Raw genomic sequence first — 16,903 nt, 5'->3', positions numbered from 1 at the left:
TTCTATTTTGAAAGGAAGCTAACATGCTAATTACAATTGTGACATTTATTATTGTTTTTGGGGTTCTGGTAGTTGTTCATGAATTTGGACATTTCTATTTTGCAAAACGTGCTGGGATTTTAGTGCGCGAATTTTCAATTGGCATGGGTCCCAAAATTTTTGCGCACCAAAAAAACGGTACGACTTATACAGTTCGGATACTTCCTTTAGGTGGATATGTAAGGATGGCAGGTCTTGAAGACGATGATGATTCATTGAAGCCAGGTACCACAGTTAGTTTGCTTTTGAACCAAGATGATGTGGTCGAAACAATTAATGCAAGTAAGAAGAAGACTTTGATTTCCGGGATACCGGTTGAAGTTGTCAAATGGGATCTTGAAAAAGATCTTTGGATTGAAGGCTATGAAAATGGTGAAGAAGATAAATATCGGCGCTTTCCAGTTCTACATGATGCATCAATTATTGAAGAAGATGGGACAGAAGTTAGGATTGCTCCAATTGATGTTCAGTTTCAATCCGCCAAACTTTGGCAGAGAATATTAACAAATTTTGCGGGTCCGCTCAATAATTTTATATTGACAATCGTTGCGTTTACTTTGGTTGCAGTTATTCAAGGTGGTGTAGTAACTTCTGAAAATTCTACAAAGATTGGTGGTTTTGCTACAAGTTCTGTGGCGAAAAAAGCAGGCTTGAAAGTTGGCGATGAAATTGTCGCTGTTAATGGGCATAAAACTGCTAGTTGGCAGAAGCTCTCATCATATGTAAATGCTGCTCCTGGTAAAAAAATTAAAGTGACTTATAGCCGTGATAATCAGAAAAAAACGGTTGGATTGACTCCTAGAGTTCAGAATCAAAATGGTAAAAAAATAGGATTGATTGGTATTACCGCTAAGACACATACTGATTCTTCATTTATGGCAATTGCGACCTATGGTTTTACAAAAACCTGGGCTACAATGGTAGCATTGCTCGCAGCTATTGGAGGAATTTTCACACATGGATTCAGTTTGAATGACCTTGGTGGACCGGTTGCAATTTATTCTTATACTTCAGAAGCTGCACAATATGGATTGACAAGTGTAATTAGCCTATTGGCATTTCTCTCAATTAATCTTGGAATTGTAAATCTTTTTCCCATTCCAGCATTGGATGGCGGAAAGATAGTTTTGAATATCATAGAGGGAATCAGAAGAAAACCATTGTCACCTGAAAAAGAAGGGATGATTACCTTAATTGGGTTTGGCTTTTTAATGCTCTTAATGGTACTCGTAACATGGAATGATATTCATCGTTATTCTTTAATTAAGAATTTACTAGCAGTCTTAAATGATTACTGGTGTTCGTTCAAAAAGGGGATTAGTTATGAAACAATCAAAAATTTTGATACCTACTGTTAAAGAGGTACCAAGTGACGCAGAAGCACTTAGTCATAAATTAATGCTTCGTGCGGGTTATGTTAAACAAATTACAGCAGGCATGTATGCTTACTTGCCTCTTGCACACAAGGTCTTAACAAAAATTCAGCAAATTATTCGAGAAGAAATGGATGCAATTGACGCTGCGGAAATGCTGGTTCCTGCCGTTATTCCGGCTGAACTTTGGCAAGAATCTGGTAGATATGAAACCTATGGGCCTGCAATGTTTAAGTTAAAGGACAGGCATGAACGTGATTTTATTTTGGGACCAACACATGAAGAAACGTTCACTTCAATAATTCGAGATTCAATTAAGTCATACAAAAAGTTACCATTAACTCTGTATCAGATTCAAATGAAATATCGTGATGAAAATCGACCACGCTTCGGATTATTGCGTGGCCGCGAGTTTTTAATGTTTGATGGTTATTCATTTCATGCAACACAAGATAGTTTAGACAGTGTTTATAGTCAAATGGAAGAAGCATATCAAAATGTTTTTGAGCGCTGTGGCTTAGATTTTCGCTCAATCATTGGCGATGCTGGCGCAATGGGTGGTAATGATTCCAAGGAATACATGGCAATTGCAGATATTGGTGAAGACACAATCGTATATTCGGATGGTAGTGATTATGCTGCAAATCTGGAAATGGCAAAGAACTTGAGAATTGCTAAGACATCACATGAAAGCAAACGTGACTTGAAGAAAACAGCAACTCCAAATGTAAAAAAGGTTGAAGAAGTTGCTGCGTTTCTTGATGCAACTGCCGACAATGTTTTGAAGACCCTGTTACTGTATGTTGACGAAAAGCCAACGATTGTTTTACTCCGTGGAATTGATGAACTCAATGAGGTTAAGTTAAAAAATTTCTTGGGCGCAAAAGAAGCTCGCATGGCAACTGAGGAAGAAACAGTTAAGCTCCTTGGAGCTGATTTTGGTTCAGTTGGACCAGTTGGAATTTCAAAGAATTTACGAGTTATTGCCGATGTTGACGTTGAGAAAATGAGTAATGGAATTTGCGGAGCTAATGAGGATGGGTATCATTTCATTAATGTTAACGCTCCTAGAGATTACGAAGTTGATGACTATGTCGATTTGAGAATCGTTCGTGAAGGTGAGACGTCTCCTGATGGGCAAGGATTGCTGAAGTTTACCAGAGGAATTGAAATTGGACATATTTTCAAGTTAGGGACACGTTATTCTAACGATTTAAAAGCAAATGTACTTGATGAAAATGGACGACAAGTATCAGTTATTATGGGTTGTTATGGTATAGGTGTATCTCGTCTTTTATCAGCTATTATTGAGCAAAATAGTGATGAAAATGGGATAATTTGGCCACAGACAATTGCTCCTTTTGATATCCACGTTGTTCCAGTTAATTCAAAAAATGATGTACAAGCTAGATTAGCCGATGAGGTTACGTCTGACTTGCAAAGTGCTGGCTATAGTGTCTTGGTAGACGACCGTAGAGAGCGTGCAGGGGTTAAGTTTGCTGACTCAGATTTAATGGGATTACCTGTCAGAGTAACAATTGGGAAGAAAGCTGAAGAAGGCATTGTTGAAGTTAAGCTTCGCCGCAATGGAGAAACAGTTGAGGTTCGGCGTGAAGAATTGCAGAACGCGATTAGTATCTTGCTTTCAGAAGAAAAAGAAGATTAAAATATGAATTGGTTTTGATTTGTTTCAATAAAAGATGAAGGTGATTGCTTTTTATCGCTTTCGTCTTTTATATTTTATAATTTCATTGATTAGTACTAGAAATTCTTACAGAGAGTAATTTTTAGTGATAGAATTTAAGTATTATAGTTACTTTGAATAATTGTGAAAAGAAAGGAAGTTCAATTTGGGAATTGATAAGAAAACACTATTTCAGAAATTACTTTTGCAATTGAATTGGAATATAAAAGATGAAGAAAAAATAATTTTTGACAGCACTCAAATTGAAGACGTGGAATTACATCATATTTCACAAAGATGGGATTTTACATTTAAGACAGACGATATTTGGCCATTCTCGCTATTTGAAGAATTTTCACAGAGTTTGGAAGAAAGCTTTAGAAATATTGCGCATGTTAGGATTTTCTTCAACATAGAAAAGCCGCAAATGAATAAACGAAATCTTGGTGAATATTGGAACTGGGTACTTAAGCACTGTGGTGTTACTTCTCCGTTTGTTCAAGAACTGACTTTTGGTAAAGTGCCTTATTTGGACGATCAGAGAGTAATACTTGAAGCAGACAACGAAATCCTAAAGAAGTTTCTTGTGAATCAGGCACTTGGCCCAATCGAAGATACCTATCGGCAAATGGGTTTCCCAAAATTTGCTATCCATACAATGATTGATGAGTCAAAATCACAGAAAAAAATTGCTGAATTCAAGGCACAAAAGGCAAAAGATGATGAACAATTAGCACAAAAAGCACTTCAGGCAATTCAGCAGCAAAATCAGCAAAAACAAGAAAAGTCCCTTCCAAAAATCGAAGGTCTAGTCGTGATGGGCAAAAAAATTGATGATAAAAATGAAATTACTCAGATGGTTAGTATTACCGAAGAAGAACGCTCTGTTATTATTCAAGGGTATATCTTTGATAAAGAGGTGCGAACATTGAGGTCCTCGCGGAAACTACTAATTTTGAAGGTAACGGATTATAGTTCTTCGATCATTGTAAAAAAATTCTCGCGAAACGATGAGGATGAAGCATGTTTTGATGCAATTGCTGAAGGTCAGTGGGTAAGAATCCGTGGAAGTGTTCAAGAAGACAATTTTATGCGAGATCTCGCAATTAACGCATTCGACATTAATCAGATTTCTCACGAAGCCCGTAAGGATACGGCGCCAGAAGGACAGAAACGTTCAGAGCTGCATGTTCATACAAATATGAGTATGTTGGATGCTACTAATAACATCACAGATTATATTAAACAGGCGGCAAAATGGGGACAAAAAGCAATTGCAGTGACAGATCACAGTACACTGCAAGCTTTTCCTGAAGCCTATGCTGCTGGAAAGAAAAATGGGGTTAAGGTTCTTTATGGCGTTGAAGCTAATGTTGTAGATGATGGTATTCCAATTGCTTACAATGAAGTACACACGGATCTCAAAGATGCTACCTATGTAATTTTTGATACTGAGACAACAGGCTTATCTGCCCGATTCGACAAGGTAATTGAACTTGCAGCCGTCAGAATGCGGCAAGGAACGGTTTTAAAAAGTTTTGATATGTTTATTGATCCAGGACATCCACTATCACAAACAACTATTAATCTAACAGGTATCACAGATGACATGGTTAGAAATTCAAAGCCTGAAAAGGAAGTCTTTGAATTATTTCAAACTTTTTGCGGTGACAGTATTATTGTTGGTCATAATGCGACTTTTGATGTTGATTTCATGAATATCGGTTATGCGCGCCATGGCTTACCAGAGATTAAGAATCCTTGGATTGATACTTTACCATTAGCACGGCTTTTATATCCTGAACTAAAGAGTTTTCGACTGAATCGGCTTGCTAAGTTGCTTAATGTTGATCTAGAACATCATCATCGTGCAATCTTTGATGCTGAAGCGACAGGTTATATTTATTTTGCAATGCTCAAGGAAGCTAATGAGCAATTTAAGATTGAGTTCCAAGATGATTTTAATAAACATGCGGGTGAGGTTGATGCATATAAGCATGGTTTCCCATTCCACGCTACAATTATTGCTCAAACACAAGAAGGATTAAAAAACCTATTTAAATTAGCATCATTATCGATGGTCAAGTATTACTATCGTGTACCAAGAATCCCACGTTCCGAACTTGTGAAATACCGTGAAGGGCTTTTAGTGGGGTCGGCTTGTTCTAGTGGCGAAGTTTTTGTAGCAATGATGCAAAAGGGTTTCGATGAGGCTAAAAAAAAGGCACGTTTTTATGATTATTTGGAGATTCAACCAAAGCCATTATATGCACCATTAATTGAACAAGAAATGATCAAAGATAATAAGAATCTTGAGACAATCATCAAGAATATGGTTGATTTAGGGGAACAACTTCAAATACCGGTCGCTGCGACTGGTGATGTTCATTTTTTGAATAAAGAAGATGCGATCTACCGCAAGATTCTAATTCATTCGCAAGCAGGAGCCAATCCGCTTAATCGTTTGAAAGAGCTGCCGGATGCTCATTTTAGAACAACTGATGAAATGATTGAAGGCTTAAGCTTTCTGGGTGAGGAACAGGTTCAAAAAGTTGTGGTAACTGATCCGCAAAGGATAGTGGATATGGTTGATGAAGTCTCGCCTGTTAAAGACAAACTTTATACGCCTAAAATGGATGGTGCTGAAGATGAAATTCGCAATCTTGCGTTGAATAAGGCACATGAGCTTTATGGTGATGAACTTCCGTCAGTTGTTCAAGAACGGCTGAATAAGGAGCTCAAGAGTATTATCGGAAATGGTTTTTCGGTAATCTATTTGATTTCACAAAAGCTTGTTTTTAAATCTAATAAAGATGGATATTTGGTGGGCTCGCGTGGTTCTGTTGGTTCTAGTCTTGCGGCTACAATGACAGGAATAACGGAGGTTAATCCATTGCCGCCTCATTATCGCTGTCCAGAGTGCAGATGGAGCAAGTTCTATGAAAAAGGTGAGTATGGTTCTGGGTTCGACCTGCCTGATATGGATTGTCCAAAATGCGGTACAAAATTGATTAAGGATGGCCAAGATATTCCTTTTGAAACTTTCCTAGGGTTCTATGGGAATAAAGTACCTGATATAGATTTGAACTTCTCTGGTGATTACCAGCCAATTGCGCATAACTATACAAAAGTGTTGTTTGGTGAAAATAATGTTTTTCGAGCAGGAACGATTGGCACAGTTGCCGATAAGACTGCTTATGGTTATGTTAAGGCTTATGAACGTGATACTGAACAGACGTTTCGTGGAGCAGAAGTGGATCGCTTAGCAAAAGGGGCGACAGGTGTAAAAAGAACAACAGGACAACATCCTGCGGGCATTTTGGTTGTGCCTGATTATATGGATATTTATGATTTTACACCTATTCAATATCCGGCTGATGATTTGTCAGCAACTTGGAAGACAACGCATTTTGATTTTCATTCAATTCATGATAATATTTTGAAACTCGATATTCTGGGCCATGATGATCCTACAATGATCAGAATGCTGCAAGATCTTTCGGGAATTAATCCACAATCGATACCGACTGATGATCCGGGTGTTATGAAGCTCTTTTCGGGAACAGACATTTTAGGTGTAACTCCTGAACAGATTGGGTCTAACACAGGAACGCTTGGAATTCCTGAGTTTGGAACAAGATTTGTCAGAGGAATGCTTGAGGAAACTAAGCCCAAAACTTTTGCGGAGTTACTTAAGATTTCAGGGCTTTCGCATGGGACGGATGTCTGGCTTGGCAATGCAGAAGAATTGATAAAAAATGGAACTGTTACGATGCCTGAAGTTATTGGTTGTCGTGATGATATTATGATGGACCTGATTCACATGGGTGTTGAAGCAGATCGTGCATTCAAAATAATGGAGAGTGTGCGTAAAGGAAAAGGAATTCCTGACGATTGGCAAGTTGAGATGCGTGAAGTTAAGGTGCCTGAATGGTATATTGACGCTTGTCTTAAGATAAAGTACATGTTCCCCAAGGCTCATGCCGCTGCATATGTTTTGATGGCATTGCGAATTGCTTATTTTAAAGTGTACTTCCCATTAGTTTATTATTCAGCTTATTTCAGTGTTCGCGCGGATGATTTTGATCTTGTTGCGATGTCTCGTGGTAGTGAGGCGGTTAAAGCTGCTATGAAGGAAATAAACGATAAGGGGATGGATGCTTCAACCAAGGAGAAAAATCTGCTGACAGTGTTGGAAGTTGCTAATGAGATGCTTGAACGTGGTTACCAATTCAAGATGGTTGATTTGCACCAGTCCGCTGTCTCTGATTGGTTAATTGACGGTAAAACACTGATTGCACCGTTTAATGCAATGGCTGGTTTAGGAACAAATGTAGCTAAACAGATTGTTGCGGCACGCGAAGAAAAAGAATTTCTTTCAAAAGAGGATTTAGCAAAACGAGGTAAAGTTTCGAAGACGTTGATTGAATTTATGACAGAAAATCATGTGCTTGATGAGTTGCCAGATGAGAATCAATTGAGTTTATTTGAATCATTATTTTGATGCACAGTGTTTATTTGTCAAAACAGGTAGTGCATGGTATAATGGCAATGTAATTAAGTAACTCGTTGGGAGTGAGCAGTGATGCTCGCTCTTTTTATTGCAACCACTAAGACTCTACTTTGAAGTAATAAAAAAAGGAGGTTGACTTGTGAGTACTGTAGTTGAAACAGTCACTGAGCTGGTTACGCCAATTTTGGAAGTTGGTAATTTCGAATTGGTGGATATTGAATTTGTTAAAGAGGGAAAAAATTGGTATTTGAGAGTTTTCGTTGATAAAGAAGCTGGTATTAATATTGAAGATTGTGCAATGATAAGTGATAAGATAAGTGAAAAGTTGGATGAATGCGATCCAGATCCTATTGAACAGGCTTATTATCTGGAAGTTTCTTCACCCGGTGCGGAAAGACCATTAAAAAAAGAGAATGATTACGAACGCGCGTTAAACAAATATATTCATGTGTCACTTTATCAGCAGCTTGCAGGTTCAAAGGTCTTTGAAGGGACAATGACTGAACTGACAAAGAGCTCTCTGAAGCTTGAGTATATGGATAAAACACGCAGGAAAGAAATTGAAATACCACGGGCTAAGATTGCAAAAGCAAGATTAGCAATTAAATTTTAGATTTGTTAAGGAGAAAATTTAGATGAGTAAGGAATTACTAAATGCATTAGATGCATTGGAAGTCGAGAAGGGAATTAAGAAAGATGTTGTCTTAGAAGCACTCGAGGCAGCTCTTGTGTCTGCTTACAAGCGTAACTATGGGCAAGCGCAAAATGTTGAAGTTGAATTCGACAAAACACGTGGAGATATTCACGTGTTTGCAGTCAAAGAAGTTGTTGCTGAAGTTTTTGATTCACGTCTTGAAGTTAGTCTTGAAGAAGCATTTCAGATCAATCGTGCTTATGAAATTGGTGATACGATTAGGTTTGAAGTCACACCTAAGAACTTCGGGAGGATTGCTGCGCAAACAGCCAAGCAGGTTATTATGCAACGCGTACGTGAAGCAGAGCGCGGAATTGTTTACGATGAATATATTCAGTATGAAAATGAAATCGTGACAGGTGAAGTTGAACGACATGATCATCGTTATGTATACGTTAATCTTGGTAAGGTTGAGGCTGTGTTGTCTCATCAAGATCAGATTCCTGGTGAAGAGTATAAGTCACATGATCGTATCAAAGTTTACATTTATAAAGTCGAGAATACGTCAAAAGGGCCACAGGTTTTTGTAAGCCGCTCACATCCTGATTTATTGAAACGGTTGTTTGAACAAGAAATTCCTGAGATTTTTGACGGAACGGTTGAGATTATTTCAATTGCTCGTGAAGCTGGTGATCGTGCTAAAGTTGCTGTACGCTCACATAGTGAAGGTGTTGATCCTGTTGGAACTTGTGTTGGACCTCGCGGTGAAAGAATTCAGACAATTGTTAATGAACTTAAGGGTGAGAACATGGATGTCGTTGAATGGCGTGAGAATTCAGCTGAATTTATCAGTAATGCACTCAACCCAGCTGAAGTCATTGATGTTCAGTTCAACCCAGAGAATGAACGTGCTTGCACCGTGATTGTTCCGGATAATCAGTTGTCGCTTGCAATTGGTAAGAAGGGACAGAATGCACGTTTAGCAGCTAAATTAACAGGTTTTAAAATTGATATTAAATCTGAATCAGAATTTGCAAAAATTTCTGATGTTGCAGATGATGCAAAGCCTAATACTGAAGAAGACTAATTATAAATTCTTTGATAAAGGAGATGATTAGATGGCAAAACAACGTAAAATACCTATGCGCAAGGATATTGTTTTAGGAGAAATGAAGCCCAAAAAAGAACTTGTTCGTATTGTGAAGAATAAAGAAGGCGAAGTCAGTATTGACCCAACTGGTAAAAAGCCAGGTCGTGGAGCATATATTTCGTTAGATGTTGTGGTAGCTAAAAAAGCGAAAGATGAGCGTACATTCGATAAAACTTTTGGAATAAAAGTACCTGATGAGTTTTATGATGAATTAGTTGCGTTTGTTGACCATCAAGCAGCACGCAGGGAACTATTTGGCAATGATTGATAAAAGTCAAAGGGTTTTGCAGATGCTTGGACTTGCTAGAAGAGCTGGCAAGTTGACTACTGGTGAAGAAGGCGTTTTGAAGAGAGTTAGGTCGCGGAAAGCGCAACTTGTTTTTGTTGCCAGTGATAGTTCAGAAAGAACTAAAAAGAAGTTTATAGACAAGTGTAAGAGCTATCAAGTCAATATAAATTGTGATTTTACCCAGCAAGAACTTAGTTTGGCAATTGGAGCGAAACGAAATATGCTGGCAATTGATGATTTAGGTTTTAGCAAGAAAATTATAATGCTATTGAGTTGATGTTTTTACCATAAAGGTTTGGACTATACAATCTGTAGTGATATAAATTGTATAGTTGAGATTGGAGCGTGAATACATGGGAAAAAAGCGAATTTATGAGTTAGCAAAAGAATTGAATGTCAGTAGTAAAGTTGTGATTGAGACAGCACGGGAAAAAGGTTTCGCTGTCAATAACCATATGTCGACAATTGGAGATAATGAGGAGCGCCAAGTAAAAGAGGCACTGAAGCAAACTGCGGATAAGGTAAATACTGCGAAAAAGATTACAGTAAATGAACCAAAAAAAGCGAAAATTTCAAATGAATCACAGCGTTCTCAACGAAATAATAATAGTAAAGAGGCCGGACCAATTCAGAATAAAACGAATAACAACAATAATGGAGTTCAACATAATAACGGGGCTCAAAGTAATAACAGAGCACAGCAAAGTAATAACGGGGCTCAAAGTAGTAATAGAACACAGCAAAGTAATAATAACAGAACACAGCAAAGTAATAACAGAACACAGCAAAGTAATAACAGAACACAACAAAGTAATAATAACAGGGCTCAAAGTAATAACAGAACACAGCAAAGTGATAATAGTAGAACTCAACAGAGTAACAAGGCGCAAGGCAATGCTACACAGAACAATAGGAAACAAACAACTAGTAATCAGCAGAGTTCAGCCACAAACACTTCTGCTAAAAAAAGTAATTCCCGTTTTGAAAACAAATCGAACAGTAATAACACGCGTTCTAATAACTTTGGTCAAAATAGATTTGGTCAAAATTCGAATTCACAAAATCGATTTAGTAACAAAAAGAAACGTAGAAATAAAAAGAATACTCGATACCAAGAAACTAAAAAGCCAGCAGTTCCACCGCGTAAGGATAGGCCGCTCCCAGAAACACTTGTTTATACAGTAGGAATGAATGTCGCTGATATAGCAAAGAAAATCCATCGTGAGCCAGCAGAAATTATCAAGAAGTTGTTTATGATGGGTGTAATGGTCAATCAGAATCAATCCTTGGATAAGGATACAATTGAAGTTTTGGCGGACGATTATGGAATTAAAGCAGAAGAAAAAATTGAAGTTGATGTCGCCGATATTGATAAGTTCTTTGAAGATGAACAAGGGAATACGAAGCATCTTGAAATTCGTCCACCAGTTGTAACAATTATGGGGCATGTTGATCATGGTAAAACAACGTTGCTTGATAAATTACGTCATACTCATGTCACAGATGGCGAAGCTGGGGGAATCACTCAGCATATTGGTGCCTATCAAGTAAAACATGATGGCAAGACGATCACCTTCTTAGATACACCAGGCCATGCGGCATTTACCAACATGCGTGCTCATGGTGCTGACATTACCGATATTACAGTGCTTGTTGTTGCTGCAGATGATGGAGTAATGCCACAAACAATTGAAGCTATTAATCATGCTAAGGCTGCAGAGGTTCCAATCATTGTTGCTGTTAATAAGATTGATAAACCAGGTGCAAATCCTAATCATGTAATGGAACAATTAACCGAATATGAACTTATCCCTGAGGATTGGGGTGGTGAAACAATTTTTGTTGAATTATCGGCTAAATTTGGTAAGAACCTTGACGAATTATTGGATATGATTTTGCTGCAAGCTGAAGTTCTTGAGTTACGTGCAAATCCTAAACAACATGGCGCTGGATCTGTTATCGAAGCTCGTTTGGATAAGGGAAAAGGAACAGTTGCATCATTACTAGTTCAACAAGGAACATTGCATGTTGGTGATCCGATTGTTGTCGGAAATACATTTGGTCGTGTTCGTACAATGATTAACGACAAAGGACAACAGATTACACAGGCTTTACCTGCCACACCAGTTGAGATTACTGGTTTAAATGAAGTTCCGGATTCTGGTGACCGTTTCATCGTCTTTAGTGATGAGAAAACAGCGCGTGCCGCTGGTGAAGAGCGTGCTAAGCGTGCGCTATTGAAAGAACACAGCAACATCCAACATGTTACATTGGATAACTTATTTGATTCACTTAAAGAAGGCGAATTGAAAGAAGTTAATGTTATTATCAAGGCTGATGTGCAAGGATCTGTTGAGGCGCTTGCAGGTAGTTTAAAGAAAATTGAAGTTGAGGGTGTGCGTGTTAACATTATTCATCAGGCTCCTGGTGCTATCAACGAAAGTGATGTGACACTTGCTGAAGCATCTAACGCCATTATTGTAGGATTTAACGTTCGTCCAACACCGCAGGCTAAGTCACAGGCTGAAAGTGATAGCGTTGATATTCGTCTACATCGTGTTATTTATCAGGCAATTGACGAGATTGAGACGGCTATGAAGGGAATGCTTGAACCGGTTTTTGAAGAAAAAATTATTGGACAAGTTGAAATTCGTGAGACTTACAAAGTTTCTAAGATCGGAACAATCGGTGGTGGTTATGTGACTGATGGGTATATTCAACGAGACAGCGGTGTACGTGTAATTCGTGATGGAATTGTGATCTATGAAGGTAAGTTAGCATCTTTGAAGCGTTTCAAGGATGATGTTAAGCAAGTTAAGCAAGGCTTTGAATGTGGTATCATGGTTGAAAAATACAATGATATTAAGATTGGTGACCAAATTGAAGCATTTATCATGGAAGAAGTTCCAGTTGAGTAATTAATTAAGAATTAGATGGAGGAGACGCAATGGCACAAAATTATCGTGTTGGTCGTTTATCTCAAGAAATCCAACGAGAAGTAACAGACATTTTGATGAAGAGAGTTCGTGATCCACGAGTTCAAGGAATTACGATCACAGGAGTTCAGGTTACTGGTGATTTGCAGCAAGCAACCATTTATTACAGCATTCTATCTGAACTTGCCTCTGATGGCGAGAAGACACAAATTGGGTTAGAGAAAGCTAAAGGATTGATTCGCAGAGAGTTAGGTTCAAGGTTGAGTATCTACGTGACACCTGAGCTGATTTTTGAACGGGATCGTTCGGTCCAATATGGTGACCACATTGATGAACTTTTAAATAAGTTGAATCGTCCAGAAAACTAAGAAATTATCTTTTGGACATTGATGGCTTTGAAATTGAAAAAAGAGCGTGGCAAGAGTTTGCGTCTTTTGTGCTGTTATAAAATCATGAATAAATTGGATTTTGTTGTTATGAGTGATTAGATATAGCAAAGACTGGCTTTTGAAATAAGTTTAAAGGAAAGGGGCTGCCGCAAAACGTTTGTTTTGTTACAGTCTCTTTCTTTAGTAATCTTAAAGCGTTTTGGGAGGAAAAAATGGACGGAATTATTCCAGTATACAAAGAACGCGGAATGACAAGTACTGATTGTGTTTTTAAATGCAGAAAAATCTTCAAAATGAGACGGGTTGGACATAGTGGGACGCTTGATCCGAATGTTGACGGAGTATTGCCAGTTTGTGTTGGCAAGGCAACAAAGGTAGTCAATTACTTGATGGATTCAGGTAAAATATATATTGGAGAAATCACACTGGGATTTTCAACAACGACTGAAGATCTTGATGGTGAAATTGTTGAGAAAAAATCAATGAACGAACCATTCACTAGTGCAGAAATTAATGATAAAATGAACGAGTTAACTGGTGATTTGATTCAAATTCCGCCTATGTATTCAGCAATCAAGGTTAATGGCCGCAGACTGTACGATTATGCCCGTGCTGGAGATCCAGTAGAGCGACCTGAAAGAAATGTTCACATTGAATATTTCAAACAGACTAATCCAACTGTTTTTGATCTTGACAGTGGATATCAGAAAATCTATTTTGAAGTTGGCTGTGGAAAGGGAACATATATTAGAACGTTAGCTGTTGATCTAGGACGTCAGCTTGGTGTGCCAGCTGTTATGTCGGATCTATCACGTTTATCAAGTGGTGGTTTTACGATTGACCAAGCTGTTAAAATTAGTGAATTAGCAGAGGCTGCAGAAAATGGTAAGCTTGAAAGTCTGCTATATCCAGTTGATTACGCATTACAAAAATATTTTCATGTCGTGTTAAATGAGAAACAATGGGAAATTATTAAAAATGGTGGTTTCTTATTTCCTGATGAAGTCAATGGTACAGCTAAACAAATTGTTTTGATGTATCAAAACAAAGCCAGATGTATCTATCGTTACAATGAAGAGAAAGAAAGATATCAACCCGAACAGATGATTGATTTAACTTAGAGGAGAATAGAAAGTGCAAGTAATCAACTTAGTAGAACCTTTTAACAAGTCAATACTACCAACAGGAGATATTGTTTTAGCGCTAGGCTTTTTTGATGGTGTGCATCGTGGACACCAAGCAGTTATTCACCGAGCGAAAACCGAAGCCAAGAGTCGAAATGTAAGATTGGCTGTAATGACACTAGACATGCACCCGTCGATTCCGTTCAAGGGAGTGAATCCACGAGATATTAAATATCTGACCATTTTGGAGCAAAAAATTAAACTTTTTGAAAAAATGGGTGCTGATATTGTATATGTAGTCTCATTGAATAATCTTCTGGTCAAAATGGGACCGCAAGAATTTGTCGATAAATATATGGTAGGATTGAATGCAGAGGCAATTGTTGCTGGTTCTGATTATACGTATGGTAAGAAGGACACTGCAAATATGCGGCTCCTTTCAAAATATGCTGAAAAGCGTTTTAAAGTTATTGAAGTGGAACATTTAAATGACAAGAAACAAAAGATTAGCTCAACACGAATTCGAAAAGCACTTTTGAATGGTGATATTGCATGTGCGAATGAGCTTTTGGGATATCATTATCAAAATAGTGGTAAAGTTGTTCATGGTGAACAAAGAGGGCGTGAACTTGGATTTCCCACAATCAATGTTGCAGTTGATACACAAGAGATGCTGCCAGCAGAGGGAATATATGTTGTTAAAGTTGCGCTTGTCGGTAAAGTTGTCTTAGGAATGGCATCGATTGGACGAAATGAGACTTTTGGCGCCGGGAGAGAGGTCACACTAGAAATTAATTTACTTGATTTTTCACAGATGGTATATGATCAAGATGTAGTAGTTGACTGGTATGAGAAGTTAAGGGGACAAGTTAAATATACTGGGGCGGCAGGACTAATTACACAGTTAGAAAAAGATGAGGAAGACACACGGAAATACTTTAAGAAAGCAAGAGAAATATAAGAAATATGGGATAATTGGGCATCATTTCTTGACTTATTTAAGCAGTTCTTGTATATTAATAATTGACTTAGCACTCTATAACATTAAGTGCTAATCGAGGTGATTGAAATGCTTACTAAGAGACAATTGTTAATTCTTGAAGCAATAATTCAGGAGTACACAACTGTTAGAAGGCCTGTTGGTTCGAAATTTTTAGGTGAACAGTTGCCAATGCAGGTAAGTTCTGCGACTATCCGCAATGAGATGGTAGCACTGGAGCATCTGGGATTTATCAACAAGGAACATTCTTCTTCCGGTAGGGTACCAACTCTGAAAGGTTATCGTTACTATATCGATAATCTTGTTAAGCCTGATACTGTTAATCAAGAACAACTGGATGACATCCGCTCCTCATTTGACAATGATTTCTATAAGATTGATGAAATTGTCGCTGAGTCTGCGAAAATACTTTCTGATATGACCAATTACACTGCAATTGCTTTTAAACCTGAGACGAAAAATATTAGATTTCAGGGTTTTAGGGTTCTTCCGGTTGGTAACCAGCAGCTAATGATGATGCTGGTTACCAGTGATGGGAACGTTGAAAGCCAACTCTTTAATGTTCCTAGAGGATTGAGCGGTGATGAGATCGAAGCCGTAATTCGTGTGGTCAATGACCGGATTGTTGGATTACCGCTTGATCAGGTAATTGAGAGACTGCATGAGACGATTCCTCTATTATTGCATTATGTTCAAAGACCTGTAGGATTTCTTGATATTTTCGGGAATATTCTGGAGCGGTCGGCGCGCGAGCAATTCTTTGTGAGTGGCAAGTTGAATTTATTGAATTTTATTGGTAAAGCAGATGTCAATCAGATTAAAGAACTCTATTCTTTGATTGAGCGTTCTGAGGATCTTAATAATTTAATTGGTAATTCGACAGGTACAATTCAAGTGAAAATTGGAGACGAACTGACTAACAGCTCATTAAGCAATTACAGCTTGATTTCAACCACTTACGACGTGGCACAGCATGGACAAGGATTAATTGCTCTGCTTGGTCCAACAAATATGCCATATTCTAAGATGATTGGACTTGTTCAAACATTTCAAGAAGAATTGGCACGTAAATTATTGGATTACTATAGTTTTTATGATGATTAGAAAAGGGGTGTCTGTTTGTCAGAACAAAAGGGAAGCGAAGAAAAGCAAACTCTGAAAACTAATGAGGATATTTCAGAAGAGCCTGTTGAAGGTGAAAAGATTCCAGAAGTTGATGAAAAACAAGCGAAGGAAGAGACTTCAAAAGAACCTGTTGCGGATGGTGAGGATTCTGAAAAAGAAGAATTAAAACAAAAAGCAGCAGAACTTCAAAAAAAATGCGATGGTTTTGAGGATAAGTATCTAAGAGCCGAGGCCGAAATGGCTAATATGCATACAAGATTCAAGAAAGAGCAAGAAAAGTTATTGCGTTATGATGGTCAGAGCCTTGCTAAAGATGTTCTTCCAGTTATTGATAACTTGAATCGAGCATTAAAAATTGAAGTTACTGATGATGCTTCCAAACAATTAAAAAGAGGAATCGAACTTGTTTTCAACGATATGGAAAAAGCATTGAAGGCAAATAATGTGACAAAGATTGAAGCACTTGGTCAAGACTTTGACCCAACACTTCATCAAGCTGTTAAGTCCGTTCCGGCTGGAGAAGGTCAGAAGACGGAAACTGTAATTGAAGTATTTCAGGATGGCTATATGTTGAAGGATCGTGTATTACGACCGGCAATGGTAGTCGTTGCACAATAAATTAAAAATTTTTGAAAGAGGTTGAAATT

Annotated in this window: 13 protein-coding genes; all 13 read left to right on the top strand. The window is 38.0% G+C overall.

Annotated features, from left to right (window positions below; translation table 11 throughout):
- Window positions 1–23 precede the first annotated feature (23 nt).
- The 13 genes from rseP to grpE all read left to right on the top strand — a co-directional run bounded on the left by rseP (window position 24) and on the right by grpE (window position 16,874).
- A complete protein-coding gene (gene rseP / locus ABF682_RS04920; RefSeq protein ID WP_415619167.1) occupies window positions 24–1,397 on the top strand; it encodes an RIP metalloprotease RseP in 1,374 nt (457 codons plus the stop codon).
- A complete protein-coding gene (locus ABF682_RS04915) occupies window positions 1,363–3,078 on the top strand; it encodes a proline--tRNA ligase (protein ID WP_415619166.1) in 1,716 nt (571 codons plus the stop codon). Before rseP ends, ABF682_RS04915 begins: the two co-directional genes overlap by 35 nt.
- A gap of 184 nt (window positions 3,079–3,262) precedes the next feature.
- A complete protein-coding gene (locus tag ABF682_RS04910; protein WP_415619165.1) occupies window positions 3,263–7,600 on the top strand; it encodes a PolC-type DNA polymerase III in 4,338 nt (1,445 codons plus the stop codon).
- A gap of 148 nt (window positions 7,601–7,748) precedes the next feature.
- Window positions 7,749–8,222 (top strand): ribosome maturation factor RimP, encoded by a 474-nt coding sequence (gene rimP / locus ABF682_RS04905; protein WP_289977147.1) that lies wholly within the window; start codon window positions 7,749–7,751, stop codon window positions 8,220–8,222.
- A gap of 22 nt (window positions 8,223–8,244) precedes the next feature.
- Window positions 8,245–9,330, top strand: coding sequence for a transcription termination factor NusA (gene nusA, locus ABF682_RS04900; RefSeq protein WP_289977146.1), 1,086 nt, complete (start codon window positions 8,245–8,247; stop codon window positions 9,328–9,330).
- A gap of 31 nt (window positions 9,331–9,361) precedes the next feature.
- Complete coding sequence (rnpM, locus tag ABF682_RS04895; RefSeq protein WP_415619164.1) at window positions 9,362–9,661, top strand: RNase P modulator RnpM; 300 nt, start codon at window positions 9,362–9,364, stop codon at window positions 9,659–9,661.
- Window positions 9,654–9,959, top strand: coding sequence for a L7Ae/L30e/S12e/Gadd45 family ribosomal protein (locus tag ABF682_RS04890; RefSeq protein ID WP_289977142.1), 306 nt, complete (start codon window positions 9,654–9,656; stop codon window positions 9,957–9,959). The genes rnpM and ABF682_RS04890 overlap by 8 nt, the downstream gene beginning before the upstream one ends.
- 76 nt (window positions 9,960–10,035) lie before the next feature.
- Window positions 10,036–12,600, top strand: a complete 2,565-nt coding sequence (gene infB, locus ABF682_RS04885; protein WP_415619163.1) for a translation initiation factor IF-2 — start codon at window positions 10,036–10,038, stop codon at window positions 12,598–12,600.
- A 29-nt stretch (window positions 12,601–12,629) separates the two neighbouring features.
- Entirely contained in the window at window positions 12,630–12,986 is a 357-nt protein-coding gene (gene rbfA, locus ABF682_RS04880) for a 30S ribosome-binding factor RbfA (protein ID WP_289977139.1), read from the top strand.
- A gap of 233 nt (window positions 12,987–13,219) precedes the next feature.
- Window positions 13,220–14,128 carry a tRNA pseudouridine(55) synthase TruB gene (truB, locus tag ABF682_RS04875; protein ID WP_415619162.1) on the top strand — a complete coding sequence of 303 codons (909 nt, stop codon included), beginning with the start codon at window positions 13,220–13,222 and terminating at the stop codon, window positions 14,126–14,128.
- A gap of 13 nt (window positions 14,129–14,141) precedes the next feature.
- Complete coding sequence (ribF, locus tag ABF682_RS04870; protein ID WP_289977136.1) at window positions 14,142–15,092, top strand: riboflavin biosynthesis protein RibF; 951 nt, start codon at window positions 14,142–14,144, stop codon at window positions 15,090–15,092.
- A 108-nt stretch (window positions 15,093–15,200) separates the two neighbouring features.
- Complete coding sequence (gene hrcA / locus ABF682_RS04865; RefSeq protein WP_289977134.1) at window positions 15,201–16,235, top strand: heat-inducible transcriptional repressor HrcA; 1,035 nt, start codon at window positions 15,201–15,203, stop codon at window positions 16,233–16,235.
- Between the two features lie 15 nt (window positions 16,236–16,250).
- Complete coding sequence (gene grpE, locus ABF682_RS04860) at window positions 16,251–16,874, top strand: nucleotide exchange factor GrpE (RefSeq protein ID WP_289977133.1); 624 nt, start codon at window positions 16,251–16,253, stop codon at window positions 16,872–16,874.
- The last annotated feature ends 29 nt before the right edge of the window (window positions 16,875–16,903 follow it).

Origin of the sequence: Liquorilactobacillus sp., from assembly GCF_047719775.1 — a bacterium.
Taxonomy (GTDB): domain Bacteria; phylum Bacillota; class Bacilli; order Lactobacillales; family Lactobacillaceae; genus Liquorilactobacillus.
This window is presented reverse-complemented; position numbering and strand designations above follow the sequence as displayed.

Bases quoted from the DNA above. Each gene is read 5' to 3' on its own strand.
- rseP (WP_415619167.1), top strand. From the start codon at position 24: ATGCTAATTACAATTGTGACATTTATTATTGTTTTTGGGGTTCTGGTA.
- ABF682_RS04915 (WP_415619166.1), top strand. From the start codon at position 1,363: ATGAAACAATCAAAAATTTTGATACCTACTGTTAAAGAGGTACCAAGT.
- nusA (WP_289977146.1), top strand. From the start codon at position 8,245: ATGAGTAAGGAATTACTAAATGCATTAGATGCATTGGAAGTCGAGAAG.
- rnpM (WP_415619164.1), top strand. From the start codon at position 9,362: ATGGCAAAACAACGTAAAATACCTATGCGCAAGGATATTGTTTTAGGA.
- ABF682_RS04890 (WP_289977142.1), top strand. From the start codon at position 9,654: ATGATTGATAAAAGTCAAAGGGTTTTGCAGATGCTTGGACTTGCTAGA.
- infB (WP_415619163.1), top strand. From the start codon at position 10,036: ATGGGAAAAAAGCGAATTTATGAGTTAGCAAAAGAATTGAATGTCAGT.
- rbfA (WP_289977139.1), top strand. From the start codon at position 12,630: ATGGCACAAAATTATCGTGTTGGTCGTTTATCTCAAGAAATCCAACGA.
- truB (WP_415619162.1), top strand. From the start codon at position 13,220: ATGGACGGAATTATTCCAGTATACAAAGAACGCGGAATGACAAGTACT.
- hrcA (WP_289977134.1), top strand. From the start codon at position 15,201: ATGCTTACTAAGAGACAATTGTTAATTCTTGAAGCAATAATTCAGGAG.